Source organism: Photobacterium sp. WH24 (genome assembly GCF_019204055.1).
Taxonomy (GTDB): Bacteria; Pseudomonadota; Gammaproteobacteria; order Enterobacterales; family Vibrionaceae; genus Photobacterium; species Photobacterium arenosum.
On the sequence record NZ_JAGSOZ010000001.1, the window covers coordinates 144411 to 170711 of the forward strand.

19 protein-coding genes are annotated in these 26301 nt (G+C 52.6%); 15 read left to right on the forward strand and 4 right to left on the reverse strand.

All coding sequences use genetic code 11. From position 1 onward, the window contains the following. Positions 1-99: 99 nt before the first annotated feature. From hisS to KCG43_RS00630, 6 genes are all read left to right on the forward strand, one after another. The gene (gene hisS, locus KCG43_RS00605) at positions 100-1368 is read left to right on the forward strand and encodes a histidine--tRNA ligase (protein WP_218382774.1); all 1269 of its coding nucleotides are present in this window, start codon (positions 100-102) and stop codon (positions 1366-1368) included. Positions 1369-1381: 13 nt separating this feature from the next. Beyond that, positions 1382-1993 (forward strand): tetratricopeptide repeat protein, encoded by a 612-nt coding sequence (locus KCG43_RS00610; RefSeq protein ID WP_192016993.1) that lies wholly within the window; start codon positions 1382-1384, stop codon positions 1991-1993. A gap of 12 nt (positions 1994-2005) precedes the next feature. After that, positions 2006-3163, forward strand: a complete 1158-nt coding sequence (gene bamB, locus KCG43_RS00615) for an outer membrane protein assembly factor BamB (protein WP_192016994.1) — start codon at positions 2006-2008, stop codon at positions 3161-3163. Positions 3164-3315: 152 nt separating this feature from the next. Further along, entirely contained in the window at positions 3316-4824 is a 1509-nt protein-coding gene (gene der, locus KCG43_RS00620; RefSeq protein WP_192016995.1) for a ribosome biogenesis GTPase Der, read from the forward strand. Between the two features lie 428 nt (positions 4825-5252). Then, complete coding sequence (locus tag KCG43_RS00625) at positions 5253-5492, forward strand: zinc ribbon domain-containing protein (RefSeq protein WP_192016996.1); 240 nt, start codon at positions 5253-5255, stop codon at positions 5490-5492. A gap of 151 nt (positions 5493-5643) precedes the next feature. Further along, positions 5644-7257 (forward strand): ABC transporter ATP-binding protein, encoded by a 1614-nt coding sequence (locus tag KCG43_RS00630; RefSeq protein WP_218382775.1) that lies wholly within the window; start codon positions 5644-5646, stop codon positions 7255-7257. Between the two features lie 17 nt (positions 7258-7274). On the opposite strand, the gene xseA is transcribed toward KCG43_RS00630, so the two are convergent. Then, on the reverse strand, positions 7275-8624 hold the full coding sequence (xseA, locus tag KCG43_RS00635) for an exodeoxyribonuclease VII large subunit (protein ID WP_218382776.1): 1350 nt from the start codon (positions 8622-8624) through the stop codon (positions 7275-7277). A 293-nt stretch (positions 8625-8917) separates the two neighbouring features. On the opposite strand from xseA, the gene guaB reads away from it, so the two are divergent. From guaB to KCG43_RS00650, 3 genes are all read left to right on the forward strand, one after another. Further along, entirely contained in the window at positions 8918-10384 is a 1467-nt protein-coding gene (guaB, locus tag KCG43_RS00640; RefSeq protein ID WP_192016999.1) for an IMP dehydrogenase, read from the forward strand. 110 nt (positions 10385-10494) lie between these two features. Beyond that, positions 10495-12072, forward strand: coding sequence for a glutamine-hydrolyzing GMP synthase (gene guaA / locus KCG43_RS00645; RefSeq protein WP_192017000.1), 1578 nt, complete (start codon positions 10495-10497; stop codon positions 12070-12072). A 267-nt stretch (positions 12073-12339) separates the two neighbouring features. Then, positions 12340-13881: an AbgT family transporter gene (locus KCG43_RS00650; protein ID WP_218382778.1), complete on the forward strand. Its 1542-nt coding sequence runs from the start codon at positions 12340-12342 to the stop codon at positions 13879-13881. Between the two features lie 109 nt (positions 13882-13990). Here KCG43_RS00650 and KCG43_RS00655 read toward each other — a convergent pair whose 3' ends face one another. Then, on the reverse strand, positions 13991-15109 hold the full coding sequence (locus KCG43_RS00655; RefSeq protein WP_255557810.1) for an S-(hydroxymethyl)glutathione dehydrogenase/class III alcohol dehydrogenase: 1119 nt from the start codon (positions 15107-15109) through the stop codon (positions 13991-13993). A 168-nt stretch (positions 15110-15277) separates the two neighbouring features. On the opposite strand from KCG43_RS00655, the gene tadA reads away from it, so the two are divergent. Then, positions 15278-15811 carry a tRNA adenosine(34) deaminase TadA gene (gene tadA, locus KCG43_RS00660; protein ID WP_192017057.1) on the forward strand — a complete coding sequence of 178 codons (534 nt, stop codon included), beginning with the start codon at positions 15278-15280 and terminating at the stop codon, positions 15809-15811. Positions 15812-15910: 99 nt separating this feature from the next. On the opposite strand, the gene mltF is transcribed toward tadA, so the two are convergent. Continuing rightward, a complete protein-coding gene (gene mltF, locus KCG43_RS00665) occupies positions 15911-17452 on the reverse strand; it encodes a membrane-bound lytic murein transglycosylase MltF (RefSeq protein WP_255557811.1) in 1542 nt (513 codons plus the stop codon). 356 nt (positions 17453-17808) lie between these two features. Here mltF and purL point away from each other — a divergent pair, with 356 nt between their 5' ends. From purL to KCG43_RS00680, 3 genes are all read left to right on the forward strand, one after another. Continuing rightward, on the forward strand, positions 17809-21714 hold the full coding sequence (gene purL / locus KCG43_RS00670) for a phosphoribosylformylglycinamidine synthase (protein ID WP_218382780.1): 3906 nt from the start codon (positions 17809-17811) through the stop codon (positions 21712-21714). Between the two features lie 221 nt (positions 21715-21935). Then, the gene (gene glnB, locus KCG43_RS00675) at positions 21936-22274 is read left to right on the forward strand and encodes a nitrogen regulatory protein P-II (protein ID WP_027252937.1); all 339 of its coding nucleotides are present in this window, start codon (positions 21936-21938) and stop codon (positions 22272-22274) included. 241 nt (positions 22275-22515) lie between these two features. After that, positions 22516-23307, forward strand: a complete 792-nt coding sequence (locus KCG43_RS00680) for a hypothetical protein (RefSeq protein WP_192017004.1) — start codon at positions 22516-22518, stop codon at positions 23305-23307. Here the strand turns inward: KCG43_RS00680 and KCG43_RS00685 are convergent, their stop codons facing one another. Continuing rightward, positions 23308-23931, reverse strand: coding sequence for a YitT family protein (locus tag KCG43_RS00685; RefSeq protein ID WP_218382782.1), 624 nt, complete (start codon positions 23929-23931; stop codon positions 23308-23310). A 497-nt stretch (positions 23932-24428) separates the two neighbouring features. On the opposite strand from KCG43_RS00685, the gene glyA reads away from it, so the two are divergent. Both glyA and nrdR read left to right on the forward strand, forming a co-directional pair. Continuing rightward, the gene (gene glyA, locus KCG43_RS00690; RefSeq protein WP_192017006.1) at positions 24429-25679 is read left to right on the forward strand and encodes a serine hydroxymethyltransferase; all 1251 of its coding nucleotides are present in this window, start codon (positions 24429-24431) and stop codon (positions 25677-25679) included. Positions 25680-25848: 169 nt separating this feature from the next. Next, on the forward strand, positions 25849-26298 hold the full coding sequence (gene nrdR, locus KCG43_RS00695; protein WP_027252933.1) for a transcriptional regulator NrdR: 450 nt from the start codon (positions 25849-25851) through the stop codon (positions 26296-26298). Positions 26299-26301 lie beyond the last annotated feature (3 nt).

The following is a 26301-nucleotide window of genomic DNA, read 5'->3' on the forward strand; positions in this document are numbered from 1 at the left end:
CCGGAATCCTTCGGGGTAAGGTTCACAACGTCCTGCATAACTTATATATTCAGTTCTATTCATTCGAACTTAATCCCCATCGGTTAATTGAGAATCAACGTGGCGAAACAAATTCAAGCAATTCGAGGCATGAACGATTGCCTCCCAACTCAGTCTCCGCTTTGGCAGAAAGTGGAAAATACCGCGAAACAAGTCGTCAGCGCTTACGGATACAATGAAGTTCGTATGCCGATTGTCGAGATGACGCATTTGTTTAAGCGTGCCATCGGTGAAGTGACCGATGTGGTCGAAAAGGAAATGTATACCTTTGAAGACCGCAACGGTGACAGCCTGACACTGCGCCCTGAAGGGACAGCAGGTTGTGTACGTGCCGGTATAGAAAATGGCCTGCTGTACAATCAGGAACAGCGTTTGTGGTATATGGGCCCCATGTTTCGCCATGAGCGTCCGCAGAAAGGCCGTTATCGCCAGTTCCATCAGTTTGGCGTAGAAGTGTTTGGCATTGAAGGGCCGGATGTTGATGCAGAACTGATCATGATGACGGCACGTTTGTGGCGTGAACTGGGCATTGATAAGCATGTACGCCTGGAGCTGAACTCTATTGGTTCTTCTGAAGCCCGTGCCGCGTATCGCGATGCTTTGATTGCATTCCTTGAGCAGCATCTTGACGTGCTCGATGAAGACAGCAAGCGCCGTATGTACACCAATCCTCTTCGTGTGCTGGATACCAAAAATAAAGATATACAAGCGATTTTGACCGATGCGCCGACCTTGTCTGACTATCTGGATGATGATTCCAAGGCGCATTTTTCAGGTTTGTGTGAACTATTAGACGCTGCTGGCATCGAATACCAGGTAAATGAACGCCTTGTGCGTGGTTTGGATTATTATAACCGCACGGTTTTTGAGTGGATCACCGACAGCCTGGGTGCCCAAGGCACTGTATGTGGTGGTGGCCGCTATGACGGTATGGTTGAACAGCTGGGTGGCAAAGCGACGCAAGGCGTGGGCTTTGCTATGGGCCTGGAGCGTCTGGTACTGATGCTGGAAACCCTGGAGCTGACCGACGTTCGCCGCAGTGTAGATGTCTACGTAGTGACTGCCGGTGAAGGTACACTGATGGCAGGCATGAAGCTGGCTGAAACCCTGCGCGAAGCCGTACCGGGACTGAGAGTGATGAATCACTTTGGTGGCGGTAACTTCAAGAAACAGTTTAAACGCGCAGATAACGTGGGTGCGATTGTTGCTCTGGTTCTGGGGGAGAACGAAATTGCAGAAGGTACTGTAGTCGTTAAGGATCTCCGTGGCGGTGAGCAGCAAACATTGGCTCAGGCAGAGGTTGCCGCTAAGCTGGCAGAATTGATTTAAGAGAGGACAGGACGTGGACGTCAATACCACAGAAGAGCAACAGATTGAATCCATCAAGGCATGGATGAAAGAGAACGGTAAAGCCGTTGTGCTTGGTGCCGTACTTGGCCTGGGCGGCCTGTATGGCTGGCGTTATTATCAGGGAGAAGTGCAGGCTGCTAAGGAACTGGCTTCTGAAGCTTATACTCAGACTGTACAGGCTCTGGACAGTGGCAGCGACGAGGCTGTCAGTCAGGCTCAGACGTTTATCAATGATAACCCAAGCAGTCAGTATGCGGTGCTGGCTGCATTGCAACTGGCCAAAGTGCAGGTGGATAAAGGTGAACTGGACGCTGCAGCAGAGCAGTTAAACTGGGCTATCAGTCATACAGAAGATGTTGCTCTGTTGCCTGTGGCTCACACCCGACTGGCGCGAATTCTGGCGGCTCAGCAGTCTTACGACAATGCACTGGCGGAACTGGACAAAGTGAAAGCGGAAAGCTGGCAGGGTAAAGTGGCTGAACTGCGCGGTGATATTTTGCTGCAGAAAGGGGATAAATCAGGAGCTCGTGATGCTTATATCAGCGCACAGCAACTGGGCGCTTCTCCGGCACTGCAAATTAAACTTGACGATCTGGCCCAGTAAAGGCGACAGAGTATGCGAAAGCTATTGAAGCAAGCTGTAGCGCTCGCTGTCGCTATTGGTGTATTGAGCGGCTGTGCCAGTGAAGAAGAAGCGGTGCAAATGGCACCTCTTCCTGCGGTTGAAAACCAGTTCACGCCTGTTCAGGACTGGACACGCAATATTGATGAAGGCGTACAGCATTATTACTCGCGTCTGTCTCCGGTGACGGGATACGGGAAGTTGTTTGTAGCCAGCCGTGAAGGCAAGGTGGAAGCTTTAGATCCGGCGACGGGTAAGAGCGTGTGGGAGCACGAGATTGCCGGCAGCGACAATGCTAAGTTGTCTGGCGGCCTGACGGTGGCTTACAACAAAGTCTTTATCGGCAGTGAAAATGCTGAAGTTATTGCGCTGGATGCAGAAACCGGTGAGCAAGCCTGGCGTGTTGATATTGATGGCGAAGTGCTGGCTAAACCACTGGCGGATGAAGGCCTGCTGCTGGTGAACACCAGCCGCGGCATTCTACAGGCTTTAGATGCAGAAACCGGTGCGTCTAAATGGCAAATCAGCAGCGAAGTACCATCGTTGACGCTGCGTGGTGACAGCTCGCCTGTGTCTATCTCCGGCGGAGTATTCTGGGGGCAGGCCAACGGTCGGTTGGCGGGTGCTTTCATTCGTAACGGCCAGCTTTTGTGGCAACAGCCTATCGGCCAGCCGCAGGGAGCGACGGAAATTGATCGCCTGGTCGACGTCGATGCTGCACCTGTGATTAACGGTGACCGCCTGTATGCTGCCGGATACAACGGCAATCTGGTATCCATTGATCTGCGTAGTGGCCAACAGGTGTGGAAACGCAACTACTCTTCAGCGACTGACTTTGTGATCGACAGCGGCTTGCTGTTTCTGGTAACGGCAGAGGATCACCTGGTAGCCGTGGATATTCGCAGTGGCACAGAGCTGTGGCAAAATACTGAGCTTGCTCACCGCATTCTCAGTGCTCCGTCTGTGATCAATGGGAAATTAGTGCTGGGTGACAGCCTGGGCTATCTGCACTGGCTGGATACCCATACGGGTGAATTTCTTGCCCAGCAGCAAACCGATGGCAGCGGCATTGCTATCCCGCCGTTAGCGCTGTCAGATGGCTACCTGGTGGTGACCCGAGAAGGCAAATTGAGCAAAATGCATTTGCCTTAGTCACAGGCATATTCTGTGATAAGATTAACGCTTCGGCTCCTGTTTGTATTCACATCAGGGGCCGTTGTTATTCTACCCTTGACGTAGTGATTGTCGTTTGAGACAGACATTACTGTCATTAAGATGATGAAAAAGATAGAGGTAAACTCATTATGATTCCTGTAGTTGCCCTTGTCGGGCGCCCGAATGTGGGTAAATCGACGTTGTTTAACCGTCTTACCCGCACCCGGGATGCGCTGGTCGCTGACTTTCCTGGCCTAACCAGGGATCGTAAGTACGGTCGAGCAGAGCTCGAAGAGAACGAATTCATTGTCATCGACACCGGCGGTATTGATGGTTCCGAGGAAGGTGTCGAGACCAAAATGGCGGAGCAATCGCTAACCGCCATCGAAGAAGCAGATGTTGTACTGTTTCTGGTTGATGGCCGTGCTGGCCTTACCGCATCGGATGAAGCCATTGCCAAGCACCTTCGCAGCCGTCAGAAACCGACATTTTTAGTTGTGAATAAAATTGACGGTATTGATGCCGACAGCGCCTGTGCGGATTTCTGGCAGTTGGGCGTGGATGCTATGTATCAGATCGCCGCAGCCCAGAACCGTGGTGTGACCGCGCTGATGGAGCGTGCACTGGCACCTTTCGTTGAAGAATGGAAAGCACGCCAGGCCGAGGAAGATGACGGCTTTGTCGATATCGAAAGCCTGGATTCCGCCAATGCCATCGAAAAGGCTAACCTGACAGAAGAAGATGCAGAAGCTGCCTATAAGCGACTGCAGGAACAACCTATCAAACTGGCGATTATCGGTCGCCCGAATGTGGGCAAATCGACTCTGACTAACCGGATTCTCGGTGAAGAGCGTGTTGTTGTTTACGACATGCCCGGCACCACGCGTGACTCCATTTACATTCCGATGGAGCGGGACGGTCAGGAGTACGTGCTGATTGATACCGCAGGTGTGCGTCGCCGCAAGAATATGAATGAAGCGGTAGAGAAATTCTCGGTTATCCAGACACTGAAAGCCGTTGAAGATGCCAACGTGGTGCTGCTGATCATTGATGCCCGTGAAAATATTTCGGATCAGGATTTGAGCCTGCTTGGTTTTGCGCTCAATTCCGGCCGTTCGCTGGTTATCGCAGTGAACAAGTGGGATGGATTGGATAACGAAGTCAAAGAGCGGGTGAAATCAGAGCTTGATCGCCGGCTTGGCTTTGTCGATTTTGCTCGCATCCACTTTATCTCTGCCCTGCACGGCACGGGTGTGGGCCATTTGTACGAATCTGTGAAGGAAGCGTACCAGTCGGCGACTAAGCGTATCAGTACCTCCCTGCTGACCCGTATTATGCAAATGGCACAGGATGACCACCAGCCGCCTATGATCCGCGGCCGCCGGGTGAAACTGAAATATGCCCACGCAGGGGGTTATAATCCGCCCATTGTTGTGGTGCATGGGAACCAGGTGAACGACCTGCCGGGTTCCTATAAGCGTTATCTGATGAACTACTTCCGTAAGACACTGGACATGATGGGAACACCGATCCGGATTCACTTCCATAACAGTGATAACCCATTTGGTAATGAGAAACGTCAGAAGCTGACTGTGTCTCAGGAGCGGCAGCGTAAACGCCTGACCAATGCCCTGAAGAACAGGGACCGCAACCAGTAAACACCCAGACCCGGCTGATTGAGCCGGGTTTTTTTTGATCAGAGCAAACCGCCAGAGGATCATGTTACCGGGGGAAAGGGATCGATGAGCGAAGATTATCCTGTTAGCAGACTTGTTTTTGATCGTATCACTATGACGCTAAGCCCCTGTAAATACAGCACTGACAGGCGAGCAAGCGAACTGATTTCGAATTTCCATATATGCTGGATCTTATCTAAATAGAACACTTGGTTAGACTTTTGTGCTGTTTAAAATTCATATACAGAACATGTAACTTATGCTTTCGGGAACTGTATTGATAAATGTTCTTTTTGGAGGTGATCGCTGATCAGCCGGGACTTTGTCGTTGATCAAGCCACTGTTGCCGATCTCTGCTATTGATACACTTAAGCAGATAACACTGATCTGCATACTCAGGAGCGTGCGATATGTCTCAGCCACTTTGTCCGGAATGCCGGCTCAATCTTGTCTGGCAGCATCAAGGCTATTTTTGTCTTCACTGCGAACGCAGGGCGATAAAACATGCCACTTGTCACGATTGCGGACACCCGTTAGAAAGCCTCAATGCTTGTGGTGCCACCAGTTATTTCTGTGCGCACTGCAATGAACTCAAGTCAAAGTCTCAAGCCTTGATCACTTATACTCTGGCAGATAAAACCACGGAGTGACCTGTTACTACCAGTGCGAAAGCCGATCTGTGACGGGTTTTCTCACTTTTTACCGCATGAACCATACTCATTGATAGCCAATTCCACTCCTTTGATTTATTCTCATTTGCTAATAATTATCATTTATTAAGATCAGGAAAAGGATTCCGGTATGGATAAGCAGTGTCCGCTGCTGACGGTAGACAAGCTGTCAGTATCATTCACCATGGAGACAGGCATCGTTGATGCGGTAAAGCAAATCAGCTTTAGTGTGGACAAAGGCCAGACTCTGGCACTGGTGGGGGAGTCGGGTTCAGGTAAATCCGTCACTTCTGGCGCTGTCATGGGGCTGCTGCCGAAAAATGCCTGGGTCGATCCCGACAGCCAGATTCATTTTCAGGGAACCGATTTATTATCGCTGTCGGAAAACGTGTTGCGGGGCTACCGAGGTGGTAAGATAGCAATGATCTTCCAGGAGCCTATGACTTCGCTCAATCCCTATATGCCAATTGGGGAGCAAGTGGCTGAAGCGATTCGCTGCCACCGCGATGTCACGCGAAAAGAGGCGATGGAAGAAACGCTGGTGCTCTTTGAGCGGGTACAGCTTCCTGATCCGCGCAAGCGACTTCGTCACTATCCTCATGAGTTCTCCGGCGGGCAGCTACAGCGGATCATGATTGCCATGGCGTTGGCGAATAAGCCTGACCTGCTGATTGCGGATGAGCCGACCACAGCGCTGGATGTCACAGTGCAGGCAGAAGTGCTGTCGTTACTTAAAGAGATCCAGGCTGAGATGGGGATGGCAATTCTGTTTATTACCCATGACCTTGGTGTGGTGCGCCATTTTGCCGATGATGTGGTGGTGATGTGTAAAGGCGAAGTGGTTGAGGCCGGTCATGTTGACAAGGTCTTTCATGCGCCAGAGCACCCGTACACCAAAATGCTGCTTGACGCTGAGCCTAAGCCGGGCGAGGTGAGCGATAAGCATCACGCCCCCGTTATCCTGGACGCCCAGGATATCAAAGTCAGCTATGTGCTGAAGTCAAACTGGCTGGGCCAGCCGATCGAACACCTGGATGCGGTGAAGGGCATCAGTCTGACATTACGGCAGGGAGAAACGCTGGGAATTGTTGGTGAATCCGGTTCGGGAAAATCCACTCTCGGCCGCGCTCTGATGCAATTGCTGCCGTTTAGTGGTGCTGTCAGCTTTGATGGCAGGAAACTGGGCGAGATGACGGCCAGAGAGCGTTTTGAACTCAAGCGTCACATGCAGATGGTCTTTCAGGACCCCTATGGTTCACTGTCACCCCGGATGACCATCGGTGAGATCATCACTGAACCTCTGACTGTTTTTACCCAAATGACAAAAAGTGAGCGCATCCAGAAGGCGCGAAAAGCACTGGACGAGGTACGCATGGATCCCGCCAGTATCAACCGCTATCCGCATGAGTTTTCCGGCGGTCAGCGTCAGCGGATTGCGATTGCCCGCGCCTTGGTCTCTGAGCCTAAGTTTATTCTGCTGGATGAACCGACATCGGCATTAGACCGCTCGGTACAGCTCACTGTGCTGGAGCTGCTCAAAGACATTCAGCGTCGCCATAACATCGGCTATGTGTTTATCAGCCATGATCTGGCTGTCGTACGTGCCATTTCAGATCATGTGATGGTAATGCAGCGTGGTGAGGTGGTCGAGCAGGGTACGCCTGAGCAGATTTTTGACCATCCGCAGCAGGCGTATACCCAACGTCTGATCAGCGCCTGTATGTTGGTCGAAGACGCTGCCTGACAGGATGAGCGATGACGCTAGTCGCTGACTATAGAGCGTATATTGCCATCGGCCAGCGTGGTTTGCAGTGTATCACCGGTGTTAACCTGGCTGGCACTGCGGATCACCTGGCCGTTCTCGTCGCGGGTAATCGAATAACCCCGGGCCAGTGTTGCCAGCGGGCTGACGGCATCGAGTTTTTCAGTCGCCAGAGCCAGCTGGTGGCTGGCTTTAACGAGCCTGCGGTCCATGGCATCGAGTAGACGACGCTGGTTGGTAGCAAGCTGAGTACCTAACCGTTCCAGCTGATGGGCCGGTGAATGCAGCGCCAGTTTATAGTCACTGCGATGCAGGTGTTGCTGACGGTCTGACACCTGCTTGCGCATCGCCCGTTCCAGACGGCTTCTCAGCTCATCCAGGCGCTGGCTTTGCTGGTTAAGTTGTACTTGCGGATGCTGGCGATCCAGCCTGTGTTGCCAGCGAACGAGCTGGCTTTGCCTGACGGACAGATAGTGCCGCATTGCATGCCGCAGTTGTTGCTGGTGCTGATGGATTTTCTGCATCTGTGCGCTGAGATCGCGGCTGACCAGTTCGGCGGCGGCGGAAGGTGTGGGTGCCCGCATGTCGGCGACAAAGTCTGCGATCGTCACATCCACTTCATGACCGACCGCACTGATAATGGGGATCTGGCTGGCTGCGATGGTGCGGGCCACAATTTCCTCGTTAAAGGCCCATAAATCTTCCAGTGAGCCGCCGCCACGTCCCACAATCAGCACATCACATTCCTGACGTGTGTTGGCTCGGCCTATGGCCTGCGCAATCGAGATAGCGGCGCCTTCACCCTGCACCATAGTGGGGTAGATAACGACAGGTAAACTGGGATCCCGGCGCTTGAGCACCTGGAGAATATCGTGCAGGGCAGCCCCGGTTTTTGAGGTGATAATGCCCACCCGTTTAGGTTGCTCAGGCAGTGTTTTTTTCAGTGTCTGGGCAAACAATCCTTCTGCTGCCAGCTGCATTTTCAGTTTTTCGAACTGCTGCTGCAGACGGCCATCCCCTTCGGGCTGCATGCTGTCGATAATCAGCTGATAATCGCCCCGTGGCTCGTAGAGCGACAGCCGCGCTTTCACTAACACCTGGTTGCCGTTCGCCGGGCGAAAGGTGACACGCTGGTTGTTGCCCCGGAACATGGCGCATTTAACCTGTGCCCGGGCGTCTTTCAGGGTGAAATACCAGTGACCGGACACCGGCGCTGAAAAGTTAGACAATTCACCGACCAGCCAGACAACCCCCATTTCATTCTCAAGCAAAAGGCGAACCTGAGCATTCAGACTGGACACTGTATAGATACGTGAATTCTGGGATGAGGCAGTACTGTAAAGACTCACGACAAGGAAACCTGTGGTTGCAGGACATTAGTTCTGAAGAGGATGGTGCACGATTTTGATAGCAGTATCAAATGAATGTAGCCGCAAGGAAGGCTGAAAAGCGTACAGGCGCAGAGAGGCCCTGAACTACGGCCCGCAGCTTGGTCACTTAAACCGGAATATATTACGTATCAACGGAAAAGTGTCAATAAAAAAGATTTAATTTTTTCTAGCCAAACGTTTGCTTCGTACGTATAATTTGTTCGCAATATTTTATCCCTTCTTTAAAACCTTACATGGTGTGAGATATTGCGATGTTACGTATCAAACAAGAAGCTTTGACCTTTGATGATGTCCTGCTAGTTCCGGCACATTCGACTGTTCTTCCTAACACTGCCGATCTGCGCACCCGTCTGACCAAGACCATTACTCTGAATATCCCTATGGTATCTGCCTCTATGGATACAGTAACGGAAGGCCGACTGGCAATTGCGTTGGCCCAGGAAGGGGGAATTGGCTTTATTCACAAGAATATGTCAATTGAGCAACAGGCACGTGAAGTGCGCATGGTGAAGAAATTTGAAGCCGGTGTCGTGCAAGAGCCGGTGACGGTGAAGCCTTACCAAACCATTTCTGATGTGAAACGTCTGACGGAAGAAAACGGCTTTGCCGGTTTCCCTGTTGTAGATGACAACCACGCGCTGGTGGGTATCATTACCGGCCGTGATATCCGTTTCGTGACCGACCTGACACAGAAAGTAGAAAGCGTGATGACCTCGAAAGAGCGTCTCGCTTCTGTGACGGAAGGTGCTTCCCGTGAAGAAGTAGAAGCCGTGATGCAAGCGCATCGCGTCGAGAAAGTACTGGTGGTGAATGACCAGTTCCAGCTTAAAGGCATGATCACTGCCAAAGACTTCCAGAAAGCCGAGCGTAAGCCGAATGCCTGCAAAGATGAGCAGGGTCGTCTGCGTGTGGGTGCTGCCGTTGGCGCAGGTGCCGGTAACGAAGAGCGCGTGAAAGCGCTGGTAGAAGCTGGTGTCGATGTGCTGCTGATTGACTCGTCTCACGGTCACTCTGAAGGCGTACTGCAGCGTATCCGCGAAACCCGTGCGGCTTTCCCTGAGCTGCCGATTGTCGGCGGTAACGTGGCGACGGCAGAAGGTGCGCGTGCCTTGATCGAAGCCGGTGTCAGTGCAGTGAAAGTGGGTATTGGCCCGGGTTCAATCTGTACAACCCGTATCGTGACCGGCGTGGGTGTACCTCAAATTACGGCGATTGCTGATGCAGCGGCTGTCGCTAATGAATATGATATCCCTGTGATTGCCGACGGCGGTATCCGTTTCTCCGGTGACATGTGTAAAGCCATTGCGGCGGGCGCATCCTGCGTTATGGTCGGCTCTATGTTTGCCGGTACCGATGAAGCGCCGGGTGAAGTCGAGTTGTATCAGGGTCGTGCCTACAAGTCATACCGTGGTATGGGCTCTCTGGGTGCGATGTCTAAAGGGTCTTCTGACCGTTACTTCCAGACGGACAATGCGGCTGACAAACTGGTACCTGAAGGTATTGAAGGGCGTGTCGCTTATAAAGGCCACCTGAAAGAAATCGTACACCAGCAAATGGGTGGCCTGCGCTCAAGCATGGGCCTGACCGGCTCACCAACGATTGAAGACCTGCGCACCAAAGCGGAATTTGTCCGTATCTCCGGTGCGGGTATGCAAGAGTCGCACGTTCACGATGTGACTATCACCAAAGAAGCGCCTAACTACCGTATGGGCTCATAACGCACGCACTGGACCGGTTGCTGAGGCAGCCGGTCTGCGTTAATCCGACGATTTTTCCTGGGGTGGTGAGCCGCCCCTTTTGATTGCAATTGATATTTGAGACTGCCCGAATGACCACAAATATTCATGATCAACGTATTCTTATCCTGGACTTCGGTTCCCAATACACACAGCTGATCGCGCGTCGTATCCGTGAAATCGGTGTGTACTGCGAACTGTGGAGCTGGGATGTGGAAGAGGCGGATATCCGCGATTTCAATCCTAACGGTATTATCCTGTCTGGTGGTCCGGAGAGTGTCGCGGCAGAGAATTCACCTCGCGCCCCTCAGTATGTTTTTGAAGCTGGTGTGCCTGTTCTGGGTGTGTGTTACGGCATGCAGACCATGGCTGAGCAACTGGGCGGAAAAGTGGCCGGTTCCCACGTGCGTGAGTTTGGTTATGCGCAGGTTGAAGTGATTGAGCCAACGGCGCTGCTGAAAAATATTGAAGACGCTGTGGCAGAAGACGGTAACGCCCTGCTGGACGTCTGGATGAGCCACGGTGACAAAGTAGTCGAAATCCCTGCTGATTTCGTGAAAGTCGCCGCCACTGAGACCTGCCCGTACGCTGCGATGGCGAACGAAGAGAAACACTTCTACGGTGTGCAGTTCCATCCGGAAGTGACTCATACCCGTCAGGGGCTGCGTCTGCTAGAAAACTTTGTTCTCAACATCTGTGGCTGTGAGAAGCTGTGGACGCCATCTACCATCATTGAGGATGCCATTGCTCGCATCAAAGATCAGGTAGGTGACGATGAAGTGATTCTGGGCCTGTCCGGCGGTGTTGATTCATCGGTTGTGGCTATGTTGATCCACCGTGCTATCGGCGACAAGCTGACCTGTGTGTTTGTTGATAACGGTCTGCTGCGTCTGAACGAAGGTGAGCAGGTGATGGAAATGTTCGGCGATCATTTTGGTCTGAACATTGTGCATGTCAAAGCAGAACAGCGTTTCCTGTCGGCTCTGGCCGGTGAAGCGGATCCGGAAGCCAAGCGTAAGATCATCGGTCACGTGTTCGTTGATGTGTTCGATGAAGAATCGAAGAAACTGCAAAACGCCAAGTGGCTGGCTCAGGGCACTATCTACCCTGATGTGATCGAATCTGCGGCGTCGAAAACCGGCAAAGCACATGTCATCAAGTCGCACCACAACGTAGGTGGTTTGCCGGAAGATATGGCTATGGGTCTGGTTGAGCCGCTCAAAGAGCTGTTCAAAGACGAAGTGCGTAAGATTGGTCTGGAACTGGGTCTGCCGTACAACATGCTGTACCGTCACCCGTTCCCTGGACCAGGTCTGGGTGTGCGTGTGCTGGGCGAAGTGAAGAAAGAATACTGTGACCTGCTGCGCCGTGCGGATGCCATCTTCATTGAAGAACTGCATAAAGCCGACCTGTACAACAAGGTTTCTCAGGCCTTTACTGTCTTCCTGCCGGTACGTTCTGTCGGTGTCATGGGCGATGGCCGTAAGTACGACTGGGTGGTATCGCTGCGCGCGGTAGAAACCATCGACTTCATGACAGCCCACTGGGCACACCTGCCATACGATTTCCTGGGTAAGGTATCCAACCGCATCATCAACGAAGTGGACGGTATCTCCCGCGTGGTTTATGACATCTCAGGTAAACCACCAGCGACGATTGAGTGGGAATAATTTCCTTATTCAAATACAGTCATAATTATTGAAGAAAGGCGCCTGCAAGGCGCCTTTTTCTTTTTCCTGTCATCAGGAATACCTTAAGACTTATTGCGGTTTAACAAACTTTAAATAAATCACCGTTTGGTTATTTATTCTAATTATTTGATTTTTTGTCTTATCTTTATGCTTCTATATTAATCATTAATGGTTTTACTGACTTGCATTGATGGGGTAGTCTTTAGCGATTTTTATACTCATTCGATTTAATAAGGAAGTACGACTATGAGTGAAGCCTTGAGTCCTGGCCAAAAATCGCGGGGCATTATCGCGTTCATTGAACGCGCCGGGCAGAAAATCCCCGATCCTGTGGTGATTTTCATGTTCTTGTTCGCCGTTGTGCTGGTGCTGACCAGCCTGATTGGCGGTATGCAGTTTGACGGCGGTGCAGTCACACACAGTATTAAGAATATGCTGGATACTGAGCATGTCCGTTGGCTGTTCGATAATGCATTGCTGCAGAACTGGCTGGCGTTTGGGCGCGGTGTGCTGGGCGTGATTCTGATTGTGATGCTGGCGGTGGGCATTGCAGAACATTCCGGATTACTGGCCGCGCTGATCAAGAAAGTCGGCCTGCACATCAGTGATCGCTGGCTGCCTTATATGGTCGTTTTTCTGGGCATCATGTCATCTGTTGCCAGCGATGCCGGTTATTTGGTGCTGATCCCGCTGGCTGGCCTTTTGTATGCCGGGTTGGGCAAGAACCCTTTGATTGGTATGGCCGCGGCATTTGCCGGTGTGTCGGCGGGTTTTAGTGCGAACCTGATCCCCGCAACACCTTCTGATGTCATTCTAGGGGTCAACGCACGCATTTTTGCCGAATCGCAGGGTGTGCCATTTACCACGGCCAGCGGTGAGCCACTTAACCCTGCCACCATGCATTATTACTTTATCGTTGTCTCGACCATTATGCTGACCCTGGTTGGCGCCTGGGTGACCAAACGTTTTGTGGCCCCGCGCTTGTCTGCCATGAGCTATGAACTGCCGGATGATCTCAAACTGGATGATTTCAAGCTGACGACGCAAGAGCAAAAAGGGTTGCGGATGGCGGGATTAGGGCTGCTTGCGGCTCTGCTGGGTATTTATCTGCTGGCGACAGGCCCGCTGGCTCCCTATACCAATGCTGCTGGCCAGCAAGTTACGCCATACCTGGACAATGTCATTCTGCTGATTTCGTTTGTGTTTGTTGTGGTGGGCCTTTGTTATGGGGTGACTACCCGCAAGTTCACATCGCTGCAGGATGTGGTCAAAGCCATGGTCAAGCAAATGAATACCATGGGCTATATTCTGGTGCTGACTTTCTTCTGCTATAACTTTTTGGCTATGCTCAGTTACTCCGGCCTTGGCACTTACGTGACCTATCTGGGCGCGACCTTCTTAGGCTCGCTGGGACTGCAGTCATTCCCGGTTGCGCTGATTATCGGTTTTATCCTGACCACGGCTTTCATCAACCTGTTTGTGGGCGGCATGACGTCGAAATGGATGCTGTTGGGGCCGATCTTTGTGCCCATGCTGTATCAGGTGAACCCGAATATGACCCCTGATTTGGTGACCGCCGCTTACCGTGTTGCCGATTCTTCAACCAATATTATTACCCCTATGATGACCTATGCCGGTGTTGTGCTGGCCTTTATGCGCAAATATAAACCTGAACTGAAATTCGGGGATGTGATTAGCATGATGGTGCCTTACTCGGCGGCTTTCCTGCTGATGTGGACAGTTGTGCTGGTGATCTTCTTTGCCTTCGGTCTGCCCCTGGGTTTCTGATCAGGCACAAGTGCCAGTCAGATACTACAGCGCCCGGTACCTGCCGGGCGTTGTGCGATAAAACATTTTTTGTCACTGACATTGTCCAGCTTCATGCCATGGTCCCGGTTCAGTAGTGAATCACAGAACGTATACTCTTACCCTGATGCATCAGTTCAAAGGCCTGGTTGATATCATCCAGCGGCATGGTATGTGTGATGAAATCGTGCAGCTGAAATTCACCCTGAAGGTAACGCTCCACGATATCGGGCAATTGGGTACGGCCTTTAACGCCGCCAAAGGCGGTGCCGCGCCAGACCCGTCCGGTGACCAGCTGAAATGGCCGGGTGGAGATTTCCTGACCCGCACCGGCAACGCCTATGATAACCGACTCTCCCCAGCCCTTGTGGCAGCACTCCAGTGCTGAGCGCATGACGTTGACATTGCCGATACACTCAAAAGAAAAATCGACGCCGCCATCTGTCATGTCAATGATGACTTCTTGGATCGGCTTGTCGTGATCCTTGGGATTCACACAGTCGGTGGCGCCCAGTTTTTTAGCCAGAGCGAACTTATGCTCATTGATATCAATACCAATAATGCGGGATGCCCCGGCCATGGTGGCACCTATAATGGCGGACAGGCCAATGCCGCCTAAGCCGAAAATGGCGACTGTATTGCCTTTATGCACTTTTGCTGTATTGAGCACGGCCCCCATTCCGGTTGTGACCCCGCAGCCGAGCAGGCAGATTTCTTCCAGCGGGGCGGCCGGATTCACTTTCGCCACTGAAATTTCAGGCAGCACAGTGTATTCAGAGAAGGTTGAGCAGCCCATGTAGTGATAAATCGGCTCGCCATTGAGGGAGAAACGTGTGGTGCCGTCCGGCATCAGCCCTCTGCCCTGGGTGTCGCGAATTTTCTGACACAGATTGGTTTTGCCCGACAGACAGAATTTACATTCTCCGCATTCCGGGGTGTAGAGAGGAATAACATGGTCGCCCACTTGTACTGTGGTGACCCCGGCACCGATTTTCTCAACAATGCCGCCCCCTTCGTGGCCGAGAATGGCGGGGAAGATCCCTTCCGGATCCTCTCCCGACAGGGTAAATGCATCGGTATGGCAGACGCCTGAGGCGACGATACGCACCAGTACCTCACCGGCTTTGGGGAGCTGGACATCGACGTCTTCTATGGTCAGGGGCTGATTCGGTCCCCAGGCAATGGCGGCCCGGGATTTAATAGTGTCCATGATGGTGGTCTCTCAGCAGCGGTAACTATTCATATAAAGTAGGAGAGATTTAGCCATTGTGCCCACTGCGGGGCGGGTCGCTGTCATCATGACGCTTAGGCACTGGAGAGGAGGCGGCGCTTGGCTTATAATCCTCCGCCCAAACCTTGTGAGATCAGAGACCCCGTGGTGAGTGACATCAACAGTCAGGATGAATTTTTTATGCGGCGTGCCATTGAACTGGCAAGCCTGGCTGAAGCCGAAGGTGAAGTTCCTGTCGGCGCAGTTGCTGTACTCAATGGCCGGGTGATCGGTGAAGGCTGGAACCGTTCCATCGGTCAGCATGATGCCACGGCACACGCAGAAATCATGGCGTTGCGTCAGGCCGGAAAAGTATGCAGCAATTACCGCCTGCTGGATGTGGTGCTGTATGTCACGCTGGAACCTTGCCCTATGTGCGCAGCGGCCATGGTGCACAGCCGCATCGGCCGGGTCGTTTTCGGCGCGTCGGATCCGAAAACCGGGGCCGCGGGCAGTGTGATGAACCTGCTCAGTTATTCAGGGGTGAATCACCATGTGGCGTTTCAGGGCGGGGTGCTGGATGCTGAGTGTCGCCAGCAGCTGCAGGCCTTTTTTAAACGCCGCCGTGCCGAGAAAAAAGCCCTGAGGCAGCAGGCCGATCAGGCCCCTGCAACTCAGGACAGCCACAAAAAAGACCAATAAAAAACGGGTGACAATGCCTGCCACCCGTTTACTTCGTTCTGTCACTCCCTGTTACGGCAGTGACGCGCCTTTCCCCGAAACGATCAGCCGCTGAAAGGATCAGCGGCTCACGCTTTTGTTAGCTTTGGTTTTATCCAGCACCTCATCCAGCGTCTGTTCGGCGGTGTCGCTAACTGTATTATTTGCGTTGCCTTCCTGCTCGGCCGGGGTAATTGTCTGCCAGTCATCAACCAGACGGATCCCCTCGCTGTTCACCGGCTGACTGTGCGCCTGTTCGTAGCCTATGATGCTCTGATAGTAGCGACGGATGTTTTCCACATACAGCAGCGCTTCATCGCCACGGGCATATCCATAGCGGGTTTGCCGGTAGTATTTACGTTGCCGTAGCAGCGGCAGCCGCTGTTTGACATCACTCCAGGCATCCGGGTTGCCGCCTTGCTTTTTGGTCAGGCGGCGGGCATCCATCATATGGCCGAAGCCGACATTATAAGAGGCCAGGGCAAACCACACCTTTTCATGCTCTTCAATGCTGTCGGGTACTCGGGCGACCATCTTTCTCAGGTAATCCGTACCGCCGCGGATACTCTGCTCCGGATCCAACCGGTTCTGGACCCCGACGGATTTGGCCGTCGGCAGTGTCAGCATCATCATGCCGCGCACCCCTGTGGGCGAAACGGCTCTGGGGTTCCAGTGCGATTCCTGATAAGACAGGGCTGCCAGCAATCGCCAGTCAAATTCGCTGGCGTATTTCTTAAATGTGCCTTCCCAGCGAGGGAGCTTGCTTTCCAGCGCCCTTAAAAAGGCGCGCGTATCGACATAATCGAACTGATCAACATGGCCGAAATACTTTTCTTCCAGCTTGGCGAGTTCACCGCTTTGTTTCAGTTCACCGAAAAACTCAATCAGCAGCGCATAAAGGCTATCGTCATTGCTCTGTTCCATGAACCAGCCGATGGGCTCGTCATCTGTCAGCTCAAGGGCCACAGCAATATCGGGGTGGATACGTTGGCTGAGGGCGACATCAACCGAGTCTGCGACGGTATAGTCCAGCTCACCGGCGGCGACCTGACGCAGCAGCTCCTCGCTGTCAATTTCATCAATGGTCTGCCACACCAGGGTCGGGTGGTCTTTCTTGATAACATCCAGCGTTTTCTCATGACTGGAGTCGCGGACTATGGTCAGAGACCCCTTGTTCTGAGACAGATCGGCAAGATCACGCGGCCGCCATTGACCCTTCTTGTACACCAGGATCTGGCTGGCATAGTAATAGGCCGGCGCAGCCCGGAACATGCGTACACGCTCCGGCGTCATGGTCAGGCCGGCAGCAAGCAGATCGACATCACCCCGTTTCAATGCCGGAAACAGGCCGGATAAGGAGAACAAAGGCTGCATTTCCAGCTTTACCCCCAGTTTGTCTGCGAAGCGCTGCGCAAGGTCATAATCCAGCCCGGTAGGGCCGTCCGGACCTATATAGTAGGAAATCTGGTTATTCAGCGTGCCAATGCGCAAAACGCCACTGTCGCGTATCCGTTCCAGCTCAGTGCGGGTGTCGCTTTCCCACTGACAGCCAGATAATGTGAATGCTGTCAGTAGTATGGCGACAAAGGCGCGGAGATTAGTGGAAAAAACTACTCGTCTCAATAATGCATGCTCATTTATTTATTCAGTCGTTCTTTATACCAAAGGTCGCATTCAGGACAAAGCCGACCCCCTTTGATCTTATCCGGCGGTCTGGATTTAGGTGAAAAAATGTCCGATTTTGGGCTGGTAGTCAAAGATCGCTGTGGATATCAGCCGGATTGAAAAAAAATAGCGCAAACGGTTGCGTCAGGTGTTACGTCACACTGTGTTTTCCCTTATACTATCGCCCATCGTAATTTTTCCTCCCGGACAAGTGAGAAAAAAGGGCGCTGAACAAGGTGACATTGACGTGATTCCCGGCTGGGGAGCAGGCCAATATCACCTTCATTCAACTGCTAATCGAGAGTCGTACGCACATGGAAATTTTGCGTGGTTCACCCGCACTGTCTGAGTTTCGTGTCAACAAGCTGCTAGCGCGTTGCCAAGAGTCCGGTCTGCCTGTCACCGGCATCTACGCCGAATACATGCACTTTGCTGAGCTGGCATCGCCGCTTAACAGCGAAGCGCTGGGTACGCTGACCAGCCTGCTCACCTATGGCCCTACGATTGCCGAACATGAACCTACGGGTAGCTTGTTCCTGGTCACTCCGCGTCCCGGCACCATTTCTCCCTGGTCTTCCAAAGCAACAGATATCGCCCATAACTGCGGTCTGGAGCAAATCAAACGCCTTGAGCGCGGTACGGCATATTATGTCGAAACTGACTCAGCGCTGAGCCAAGACCAGCTGTCTGTGCTTAAAGGGCTGCTGCATGATCGTATGATGGAAGTCGTCTTTGACGATGTTGCTCAGGCTGAAGCCCTGTTCCGTCATGCCGAACCGGCACCGCTGCAGAGCGTGGATATCCTGGCCGGCGGTCGCCGCGCGCTGGAAGACGCCAATATCGCACTGGGCCTGGCACTGGCCGAGGACGAAATTGATTATCTGGTTGAGAACTTTACCAAGCTGGGTCGCAACCCGAACGACATTGAGCTGATGATGTTTGCCCAGGCAAACTCTGAGCACTGCCGTCATAAAATCTTTAACGCTGACTGGACTATCGACGGTGTCGATCAGGAAAAGTCACTGTTCAAGATGATCAAAAATACCTATGAGCAGAACAGCGAGTATGTGCTGTCGGCCTATAAAGATAACGCCGCTGTGATGACCGGCTCTGAGGTAGGGCGTTTCTTCCCGGATGCGGAAAACCGCCAGTACAACTACCATCAGGAAGCGGCGCACATCCTGATGAAAGTAGAAACCCACAACCACCCGACGGCGATTTCACCCTGGCCGGGTGCATCGACCGGTTCTGGCGGTGAAATTCGTGATGAAGGCGCAACAGGGATCGGCGGTAAACCCAAAGCCGGTCTGGTGGGCTTTACTGTCTCTAACCTGCGTGTGCCGGGTTTTGAGCAGCCGTGGGAAACGGATTTTGGTAAGCCTGGTCGTATCGTGACTGCGCTGGATATCATGCTGGAAGGCCCGCTCGGTGGCGCGGCATTCAATAACGAGTTCGGCCGTCCTAACCTGCTGGGTTACTTCCGGACTTATGAAGAAAAAGTCACTTCCCACAATGGCGAAGAAATTCGCGGTTACCACAAGCCGATTATGATTGCTGGTGGTATGGGTAACATCCGTGAAGATCATGTTCAGAAGAAAGAAATTCCGGTTGGTGCCAAGCTGATCGTGCTGGGTGGCCCGGCAATGAATATCGGTCTGGGCGGCGGCGCGGCTTCTTCTATGGCTTCCGGCCAGTCGGCGGAAAACCTGGATTTTGCCTCGGTACAGCGTGAAAACCCGGAAATGGAACGCCGTTGTCAGGAAGTGATCGACCGGTGCTGGCAGCTGGGTGATGACAACCCGATTGCCTTTATCCACGATGTCGGCGCGGGCGGTATTTCCAATGCCCTGCCTGAGCTGGTGAACGATGGCGAGCGCGGCGGTAAGTTCCAGCTGCGTGATGTTCCTAACGACGAACCAGGCATGAGCCCGCTGGAAATCTGGTGTAATGAATCCCAGGAGCGTTACGTTCTGGCGGTTGCCCCTGAGCATATGGCTGTCTTTGATGCTATCTGTCAGCGTGAGCGTGCACCGTACGCTGTGGTGGGCGAAGCAACGGAAGAGCGTCATCTGACTCTGGATGACAGTCATTTTGATAACACGCCAATCGATATGCCGCTGGACATTCTGCTGGGCAAGCCACCTAAAATGCACCGTGATGTGACCACACAGAAGGTGCAGGGCAGTGCGATTAACCGTGACGGGATCGAACTGGCAGAAGCGAGCCATCGCGTATTGCGTCTGCCAGCCGTTGCCGAGAAAACCTTCCTGATCACCATTGGCGATCGCACGGTGACCGGTCTGGTTGCCCGCGATCAGATGGTCGGTCCCTGGCAGGTGCCGGTTGCCAACTGTGCGGTCACCGCAGCCAGTTATGACACCTACCATGGCGAAGCCATGTCTATGGGTGAGCGTACCCCTGTGGCTCTGCTGGACTTTGCCGCTTCTTCCCGCCTGGCTGTCGGTGAAGCGCTCACTAACATTGCCAGTGCCGATATCGGCGATCTGAAGCGGATTAAACTGTCGGCCAACTGGATGTCACCAGCCGGTCACCCGGGTGAAGATGCCGGTCTGTACGAAGCCGTTAAAGCGGTGGGCGAGGAGCTGTGTCCGGCGCTGGGCCTGACCATTCCGGTGGGTAAAGACTCCATGTCGATGAAGACCAAGTGGCAGGAGAACGGCGAAGAGAAAGAAGTTACTTCTCCGCTGTCTCTGGTGATCACGGCCTTTGGTCGCGTGGAAGATGTGCGTAAAACCGTAACCCCACAGCTGCGTACCGACCAAGGCGACTCCAGCCTGATCCTGATCGATCTCGGCTGCGGTAAGAACCGTCTGGGTGCGACAGCACTGGCGCAGGTCTACAAACAACTGGGTGATAAGCCTGCGGACGTTGACAGCCCTGAACTGCTGAAAGGTTTCTTCCACGCAGTACAAAAGCTGGTGCGGGACGAAAAACTGCTGGCGTACCATGACCGTGGCGACGGCGGCCTGTATGTGACGCTGGCTGAAATGGCTTTTGCCGGTCATACCGGTGTTGAAGTGGATATCAACACCACAGACGGCGACAGTTGTGACGATGTACTGGCTATGCTGTTCAACGAAGAGCTGGGGGCAGTCCTGCAAGTGCGGACTGATGATCTGGCACTGGTTGAAAACGAGCTGGCGAAGTACGGTCTGGCATCGTGCAGCCATGTGATAGGGACTGTGGTTGACGAAGACGCAGTCCGTATCTGGAACGGGAACGATCTGGTGCTGGATCAAAACCGCACTGAGCTGCGCGCTATCTGGGCGGAAACCACCTATCAGATGCAGGCGATGCGTGATAATCCTGCTGGCGCTGTGCAGGAATTTGAGGCTAAGAAAGACAGCCAGGATCCGGGTCTGAGTGCTTCGCTGAGCTTTGATATCAACGAAGATGTGGCCGCGCCATTTATCGCTACCGGTGCCCGTCCTAAGATGGCCATTCTGCGTGAGCAGGGTGTGAACTCCCACGTTGAGATGGCAGCAGCCTTCGATCGTGCTGGTTTCGATGCCCGCGATGTTCACATGAGTGACATTCTGTCCGGGCGTGTGGAACTGGATGGCTTTAATGGTCTGGTGGCCTGTGGCGGTTTCTCGTACGGTGACGTACTGGGTGCCGGTGAAGGCTGGGCCAAGTCTGTGCTGTTTAATAACATGGCCCGTGATCAGTTTGAGCGTTTCTTCCACCGTGACAGCACCTTCGCATTGGGCGTGTGTAACGGTTGTCAGATGATGTCTAATCTGCGCGACCTGATCCCGGGAGCTGAGCTGTGGCCGCGTTTCGTGCGCAATGAGTCGGAGCGTTTTGAAGCCCGTTTCAGCCTGGTAGAAGTGCAGCAGAGCGATTCACTGTTCCTGAACGGCATGGCCGGTTCGCGTATGCCAATTGCAGTGTCGCACGGTGAAGGTCGCGTGGAAGTGCGTAATGCTGAGCATCTGTCTGCGATAGAGCAGTCAGGAACGGTTGCGCTGCGTTTCCTTGATAACTACGGCAATGTCACGCAGAACTATCCGGCCAACCCGAATGGTTCCCCTAACGGCATTACCGGCCTGACAACCCAGGATGGCCGGGTGACTATCATGATGCCTCACCCGGAGCGTGTGTTCCGTACTGTGGCTAACTCCTGGCATCCTGATGACTGGAACGAAAACAGCCCTTGGATGCGTATGTTCCGTAATGCGCGCGTCAATCTGGGCTAATCTTTCACAGCCTGATGTCTGACTGGCTGATGATAGGAAAACCGCTGCATTTCGCAGCGGTTTTTTTCTGCGCTGACAGCAGGCGCCAGCGAATCAGAAAATGGTGTAAGTTTATAGGGAGCCGTTGAGTTTTCTATGAAAAATCGGTGATAATGGGGCCTTTCCGGCGTCGAAAACGGTCCCTGTTTAATCGACCCCCGCTGAGCAAAGGATATTGTGATATGAAAAAAATCGAAGCCATTATAAAGCCATTCAAGTTGGATGATGTGCGTGAGGCCCTGGCAGAGGTGGGGATCACGGGTATGACAGTATCCGAAGTGAAAGGTTTCGGTCGTCAGAAAGGCCATACTGAACTGTACCGCGGTGCGGAATACATGGTGGATTTTCTGCCTAAAGTGAAACTGGAAATCGTGGTGACCGATGATGTGGCCGAGCAATGTGTCGACACCATCATCGAAACGGCCCAAACCGGTAAGATCGGCGACGGTAAAATTTTCATGTTTGATATTGAACGTGTTGTCCGTATCCGTACCGGTGAAGAAGACGAAGACGCGATCTGATTGCTCTGTAACGAATTGTTTTCGCAAACATTATGCTACTCCTTGCAGCCTCGGCCTTGTGCCGGGGCTGTGCTTTATGGAGCCATCTCTGATTCTCGATCTGATTATTTAATATCCAGTTTTCCCTGCCGCATTGATGCCTTAGCCAATCTGATTTTGCCTGTTTGCTGACGTTGCCTGTATCTGACGTTGAAAACAGTCTGATCATCCTTCTGTTTCAGTGTCTTCAAGGAGAGTCATCATGAAGCACGTGTCTTTGTCCACTTGCGGCGGGCTTGCCATTTCGGTGCTGACGACGGCAGTCGCGGTACTGATCGCATCGCCACTACTGACAAATAACCTGAGTGTTAACCCTAACGGATTTATCGCTGCCGCTATCAAAGAGCACCGGGAGATCCTGTCACTCTGGCCCTTGCTGGCGGCGGCCGCTGTGCTGGTTCAGGGCGTGAGCCTCTGGCTACTGACAAGAAGCCCGCTCACCGGAAAATGCCTGAGTTTGCTGACAACCTTCGTTCTGTTTCCCTTTGGCCTGTACTTCCATATTTGTTATCTGGCAGATTGTAAGCGCTGGGAGCTGCGGCTGTTGCAGGAAGTCAAACCCGAGCTGAAACCTGAGTATCCGCAGTTTGGTTTTTGCGATGAAGACCCGTTAGCTTTCGGTCTGTGCGGCATAGGTATCCTGACCATGATAGTCGGTATTCCCTTTGGCGGACTGGCTGTAGTGGCGGGCGTGGTGATTTTTGTCCGCAACCTGGCCGGTAAAAAGAAAACAGCCCTGATGGTGACCCCTCAGGCATTATTTATTACGCCTAACCCCTGGCTGGGCTGCTATCGGGTGCCTTATACCCAGGTGTCTGCCGTGGCGGTTGTTAAAAACCAGCTTAGAATTCAGATCGATATTGAAGCAGGAAAGACAATTACGGTGCCGGTGAACATCAATGTGCTGGACCGGGATTTACGCCGCCAGGCGAGGGGAATATTACTCGATAAACTGGCCCATGCCGGACTGTTGCATGAGCCAGTTGCCGTGTGATCAGTCTGCGGTTTTAGCCACGGCCTTGCCGTCGTTGTAGCGGCCAGGTTTGTGGTTCATGGCCAGTACCAGATTGAGCATCACGGCACCGAGCAGTGACAGCATCAGAATGGTGGGTGTCATCAGGACATAGGAACAGAGCAGAATACTGATATCGATACCCATCTGAAGCTTACCGGCTGACACCCCGAATTTCTCCTGCAGATACAGCACCAGTACGTTAAATCCGCCCAGGCTGGTGTTATGCCTGAACAGGATCAGCATACCCAGTCCCATCAGCATCCCTCCCATCACGGCGCAGTACACAGGATCAAACTGACTGATCTCAACAAAGTGATGCAGGTTATCTGTAATCACAGACACTAATGCGCCGCAGCAAATACTGGACAGTGCGAAACGGCGGTTCATCCGGCACCAAGCCATGATGTAAAACGGAATGTTCATAACGAAATACAGCTGGCCGAAACTGAAATCAACAAAATGGGTAAGCAAAAGTGCTAAGCCAGTTGTACCACCTGTCAGTAAGTGGGCTTGCTGTAAGAAAAAAACGCCTTGCGCGACGATGAATGTACCAGTAAGAATAGCGATTAGGTTTTCTTTGCGAGAGTGACCGCGGTGTTTCAATCTGTACCTCCAAAATGGTTCCTTTACAGCCTGCCAGTCGGGGTGGCCTTGATGCTGAAAGGTAATGCGCGCGATATGATATAGAGTGAAAATAAAAAAAGAATAGTGTGATCTAACTTAAAGAAAAACCACCCGTAATGAATTCTTTACTGTTTTGTAAATCATTATTTTCGCTTCATGGTTGCAATCACGGTTTCTCTGTCATGTTTTTAATGGAACCGGTGACAAGGTGAAATAAATTCATCTTCCAGATGAAAAAAACGAACAAAAAAACCGGTTAAAAAACCAGAAAAGGGCTACCTGTAGAGAAGCAAATTCGCTAAAATGCGGCTTAATCTTCCGGTGTGACGAAAACGTTTGCGTCGCCGTGGTTACTGGGGTTGTGTTTTTTGTCTGAATGAGGAAAAATGCCAATTATCCCGCGTTGACCTAAGTGTCTGGCCTTGTCTGATACTTAGGTCAACGAATTTGAGAACTATCTGAGTCAGGAGAGACTGATGCTAAAGCGTGACATGAATATTGCTGATTATGACGCAGAACTATTTGCGGCCATCCAGGAAGAGACTGCCCGTCAGGAAGAGCACATTGAGCTGATTGCTTCTGAAAACTACACCAGCCCGCGTGTAATGGAAGCACAGGGGTCACAGCTGACCAACAAGTATGCAGAAGGCTACCCGGGCAAGCGCTATTACGGCGGCTGCGAGTATGTTGATAAAGCCGAGCAACTGGCTATTGACCGTGCCTGCCAGCTGTTTGGTGCCGAATATGCCAACGTTCAGCCGCATTCAGGCTCTCAGGCCAACAGCGCTGTATACATGGCACTGCTCAATGCCGGCGATACCGTTCTGGGCATGAGCCTGGCACACGGCGGTCACCTGACGCACGGTTCACCGGTTAACTTCTCCGGTAAGCTATACAACGTGATTCCTTACGGCATTGATGAAGCCGGCCAGATCGACTACGCAGAAGTTGAAGCGCTGGCACTGGAACACAAGCCGAAAATGATCATCGGTGGTTTCTCCGCTTACTCGCAAATCGTTGACTGGAAGCGGATGCGTGAAATCGCAGACAAAGCCGGCGCTTATTTCTTCGTGGATATGGCGCACGTAGCCGGTCTGATTGCAGCAGGTGTTTACCCTAACCCTGTGCCGCATGCGCACGTGGTCACCACCACAACGCACAAAACACTGGCCGGTCCTCGCGGCGGTTTGATCTTGTCAAACGCGGGTGAAGATCTGTATAAGAAACTGAACTCTGCGGTATTCCCTGGTGGTCAGGGCGGCCCTCTGATGCACGTGATTGCAGCCAAAGCCGTGGCGTTCAAAGAGGCGATGGAGCCAGAGTTCCAGGCGTATCAGCAACGTGTGGTGGATAACGCGAAAGCCATGGTCAGCCAGTTCCTGGAGCGCGGTTACAAAATCGTTTCCGGTGGCACCGAAAACCACCTGTTCCTGGTTGATCTGATTGACAAGAACATCACAGGTAAAGACGCCGATGCAGCACTGGGTGCGGCCAACATCACGGTCAACAAGAACAGTGTTCCGAATGACCCGCGCAGCCCGTTTGTGACTTCCGGTATCCGTATCGGTACACCAGCAATTACCCGCCGTGGCTTCAACACTGAAGATGCCAAAGAACTGGCGAACTGGATTTGCGATGTGCTGGACAATATCGATAACCCCGCGGTTATCGAAGCGACCAAAGCCAAAGTGCTGGAAATCTGCCAGCGCCTGCCGGTTTACGCATAAGCCAGCACAATGGGTGTCACTAAACACCATTAAAGACCGATCCGCTCTTGGGTCTATCTTGTTCAACGGCATCCCTGGGATGCCGTTTTTGTTGATAAAAATAATGGGCTAAGTCCTCGCATAGCGGTTGATTTGGGGTACACTGAGGCGACGAAATTGAGGAGGCAAGATGCATTGTCCGTTTTGTGGTGCCAATGACACCAAAGTAATCGATTCCCGTCTGGTCGCTGATGGACATCAGGTTCGCCGACGTCGTCAGTGTCTGGCGTGCAGTGAACGTTATACAACGTTCGAAACCGCGGAACTGGTGATGCCGCATGTCATCAAAACCAATGGCAGCCGCGAGCCGTTTAACGAAGAGAAACTGCGCGGCGGTATAGAACGTGCGCTTGAAAAGCGGCCTGTCAGCGCTGATGACATTGAACGCGCCATCAACACTATCAAATCTCGTCTGCGTGCAACGGGTGAGCGGGAAGTAAAATCAGACATGATTGGTAATCTGGTCATGGATGCCCTGATTGAGCTTGATAAAGTGGCTTACATCCGGTTTGCCTCTGTCTACCGTTCATTTGACGATCTCCGCGAGTTTGGCGAAGCCATAGCTAAACTGGAAAAATAAACC

Excerpts from the sequence above, each read along its gene's own strand:
- bamB (WP_192016994.1), top strand. The coding sequence starts at position 2,006 with ATGCGAAAGCTATTGAAGCAAGCTGTAGCGCTCGCTGTCGCTATTGGT.
- der (WP_192016995.1), top strand. The coding sequence starts at position 3,316 with ATGATTCCTGTAGTTGCCCTTGTCGGGCGCCCGAATGTGGGTAAATCG.
- KCG43_RS00625 (WP_192016996.1), top strand. The coding sequence starts at position 5,253 with ATGTCTCAGCCACTTTGTCCGGAATGCCGGCTCAATCTTGTCTGGCAG.
- KCG43_RS00630 (WP_218382775.1), top strand. The coding sequence starts at position 5,644 with ATGGATAAGCAGTGTCCGCTGCTGACGGTAGACAAGCTGTCAGTATCA.
- guaB (WP_192016999.1), top strand. The coding sequence starts at position 8,918 with ATGTTACGTATCAAACAAGAAGCTTTGACCTTTGATGATGTCCTGCTA.
- guaA (WP_192017000.1), top strand. The coding sequence starts at position 10,495 with ATGACCACAAATATTCATGATCAACGTATTCTTATCCTGGACTTCGGT.
- KCG43_RS00650 (WP_218382778.1), top strand. The coding sequence starts at position 12,340 with ATGAGTGAAGCCTTGAGTCCTGGCCAAAAATCGCGGGGCATTATCGCG.
- KCG43_RS00655 (WP_255557810.1), bottom strand. The coding sequence starts at position 15,109 with ATGGACACTATTAAATCCCGGGCCGCCATTGCCTGGGGACCGAATCAG.
- purL (WP_218382780.1), top strand. The coding sequence starts at position 17,809 with ATGGAAATTTTGCGTGGTTCACCCGCACTGTCTGAGTTTCGTGTCAAC.
- glnB (WP_027252937.1), top strand. The coding sequence starts at position 21,936 with ATGAAAAAAATCGAAGCCATTATAAAGCCATTCAAGTTGGATGATGTG.
- KCG43_RS00680 (WP_192017004.1), top strand. The coding sequence starts at position 22,516 with ATGAAGCACGTGTCTTTGTCCACTTGCGGCGGGCTTGCCATTTCGGTG.
- glyA (WP_192017006.1), top strand. The coding sequence starts at position 24,429 with ATGCTAAAGCGTGACATGAATATTGCTGATTATGACGCAGAACTATTT.
- nrdR (WP_027252933.1), top strand. The coding sequence starts at position 25,849 with ATGCATTGTCCGTTTTGTGGTGCCAATGACACCAAAGTAATCGATTCC.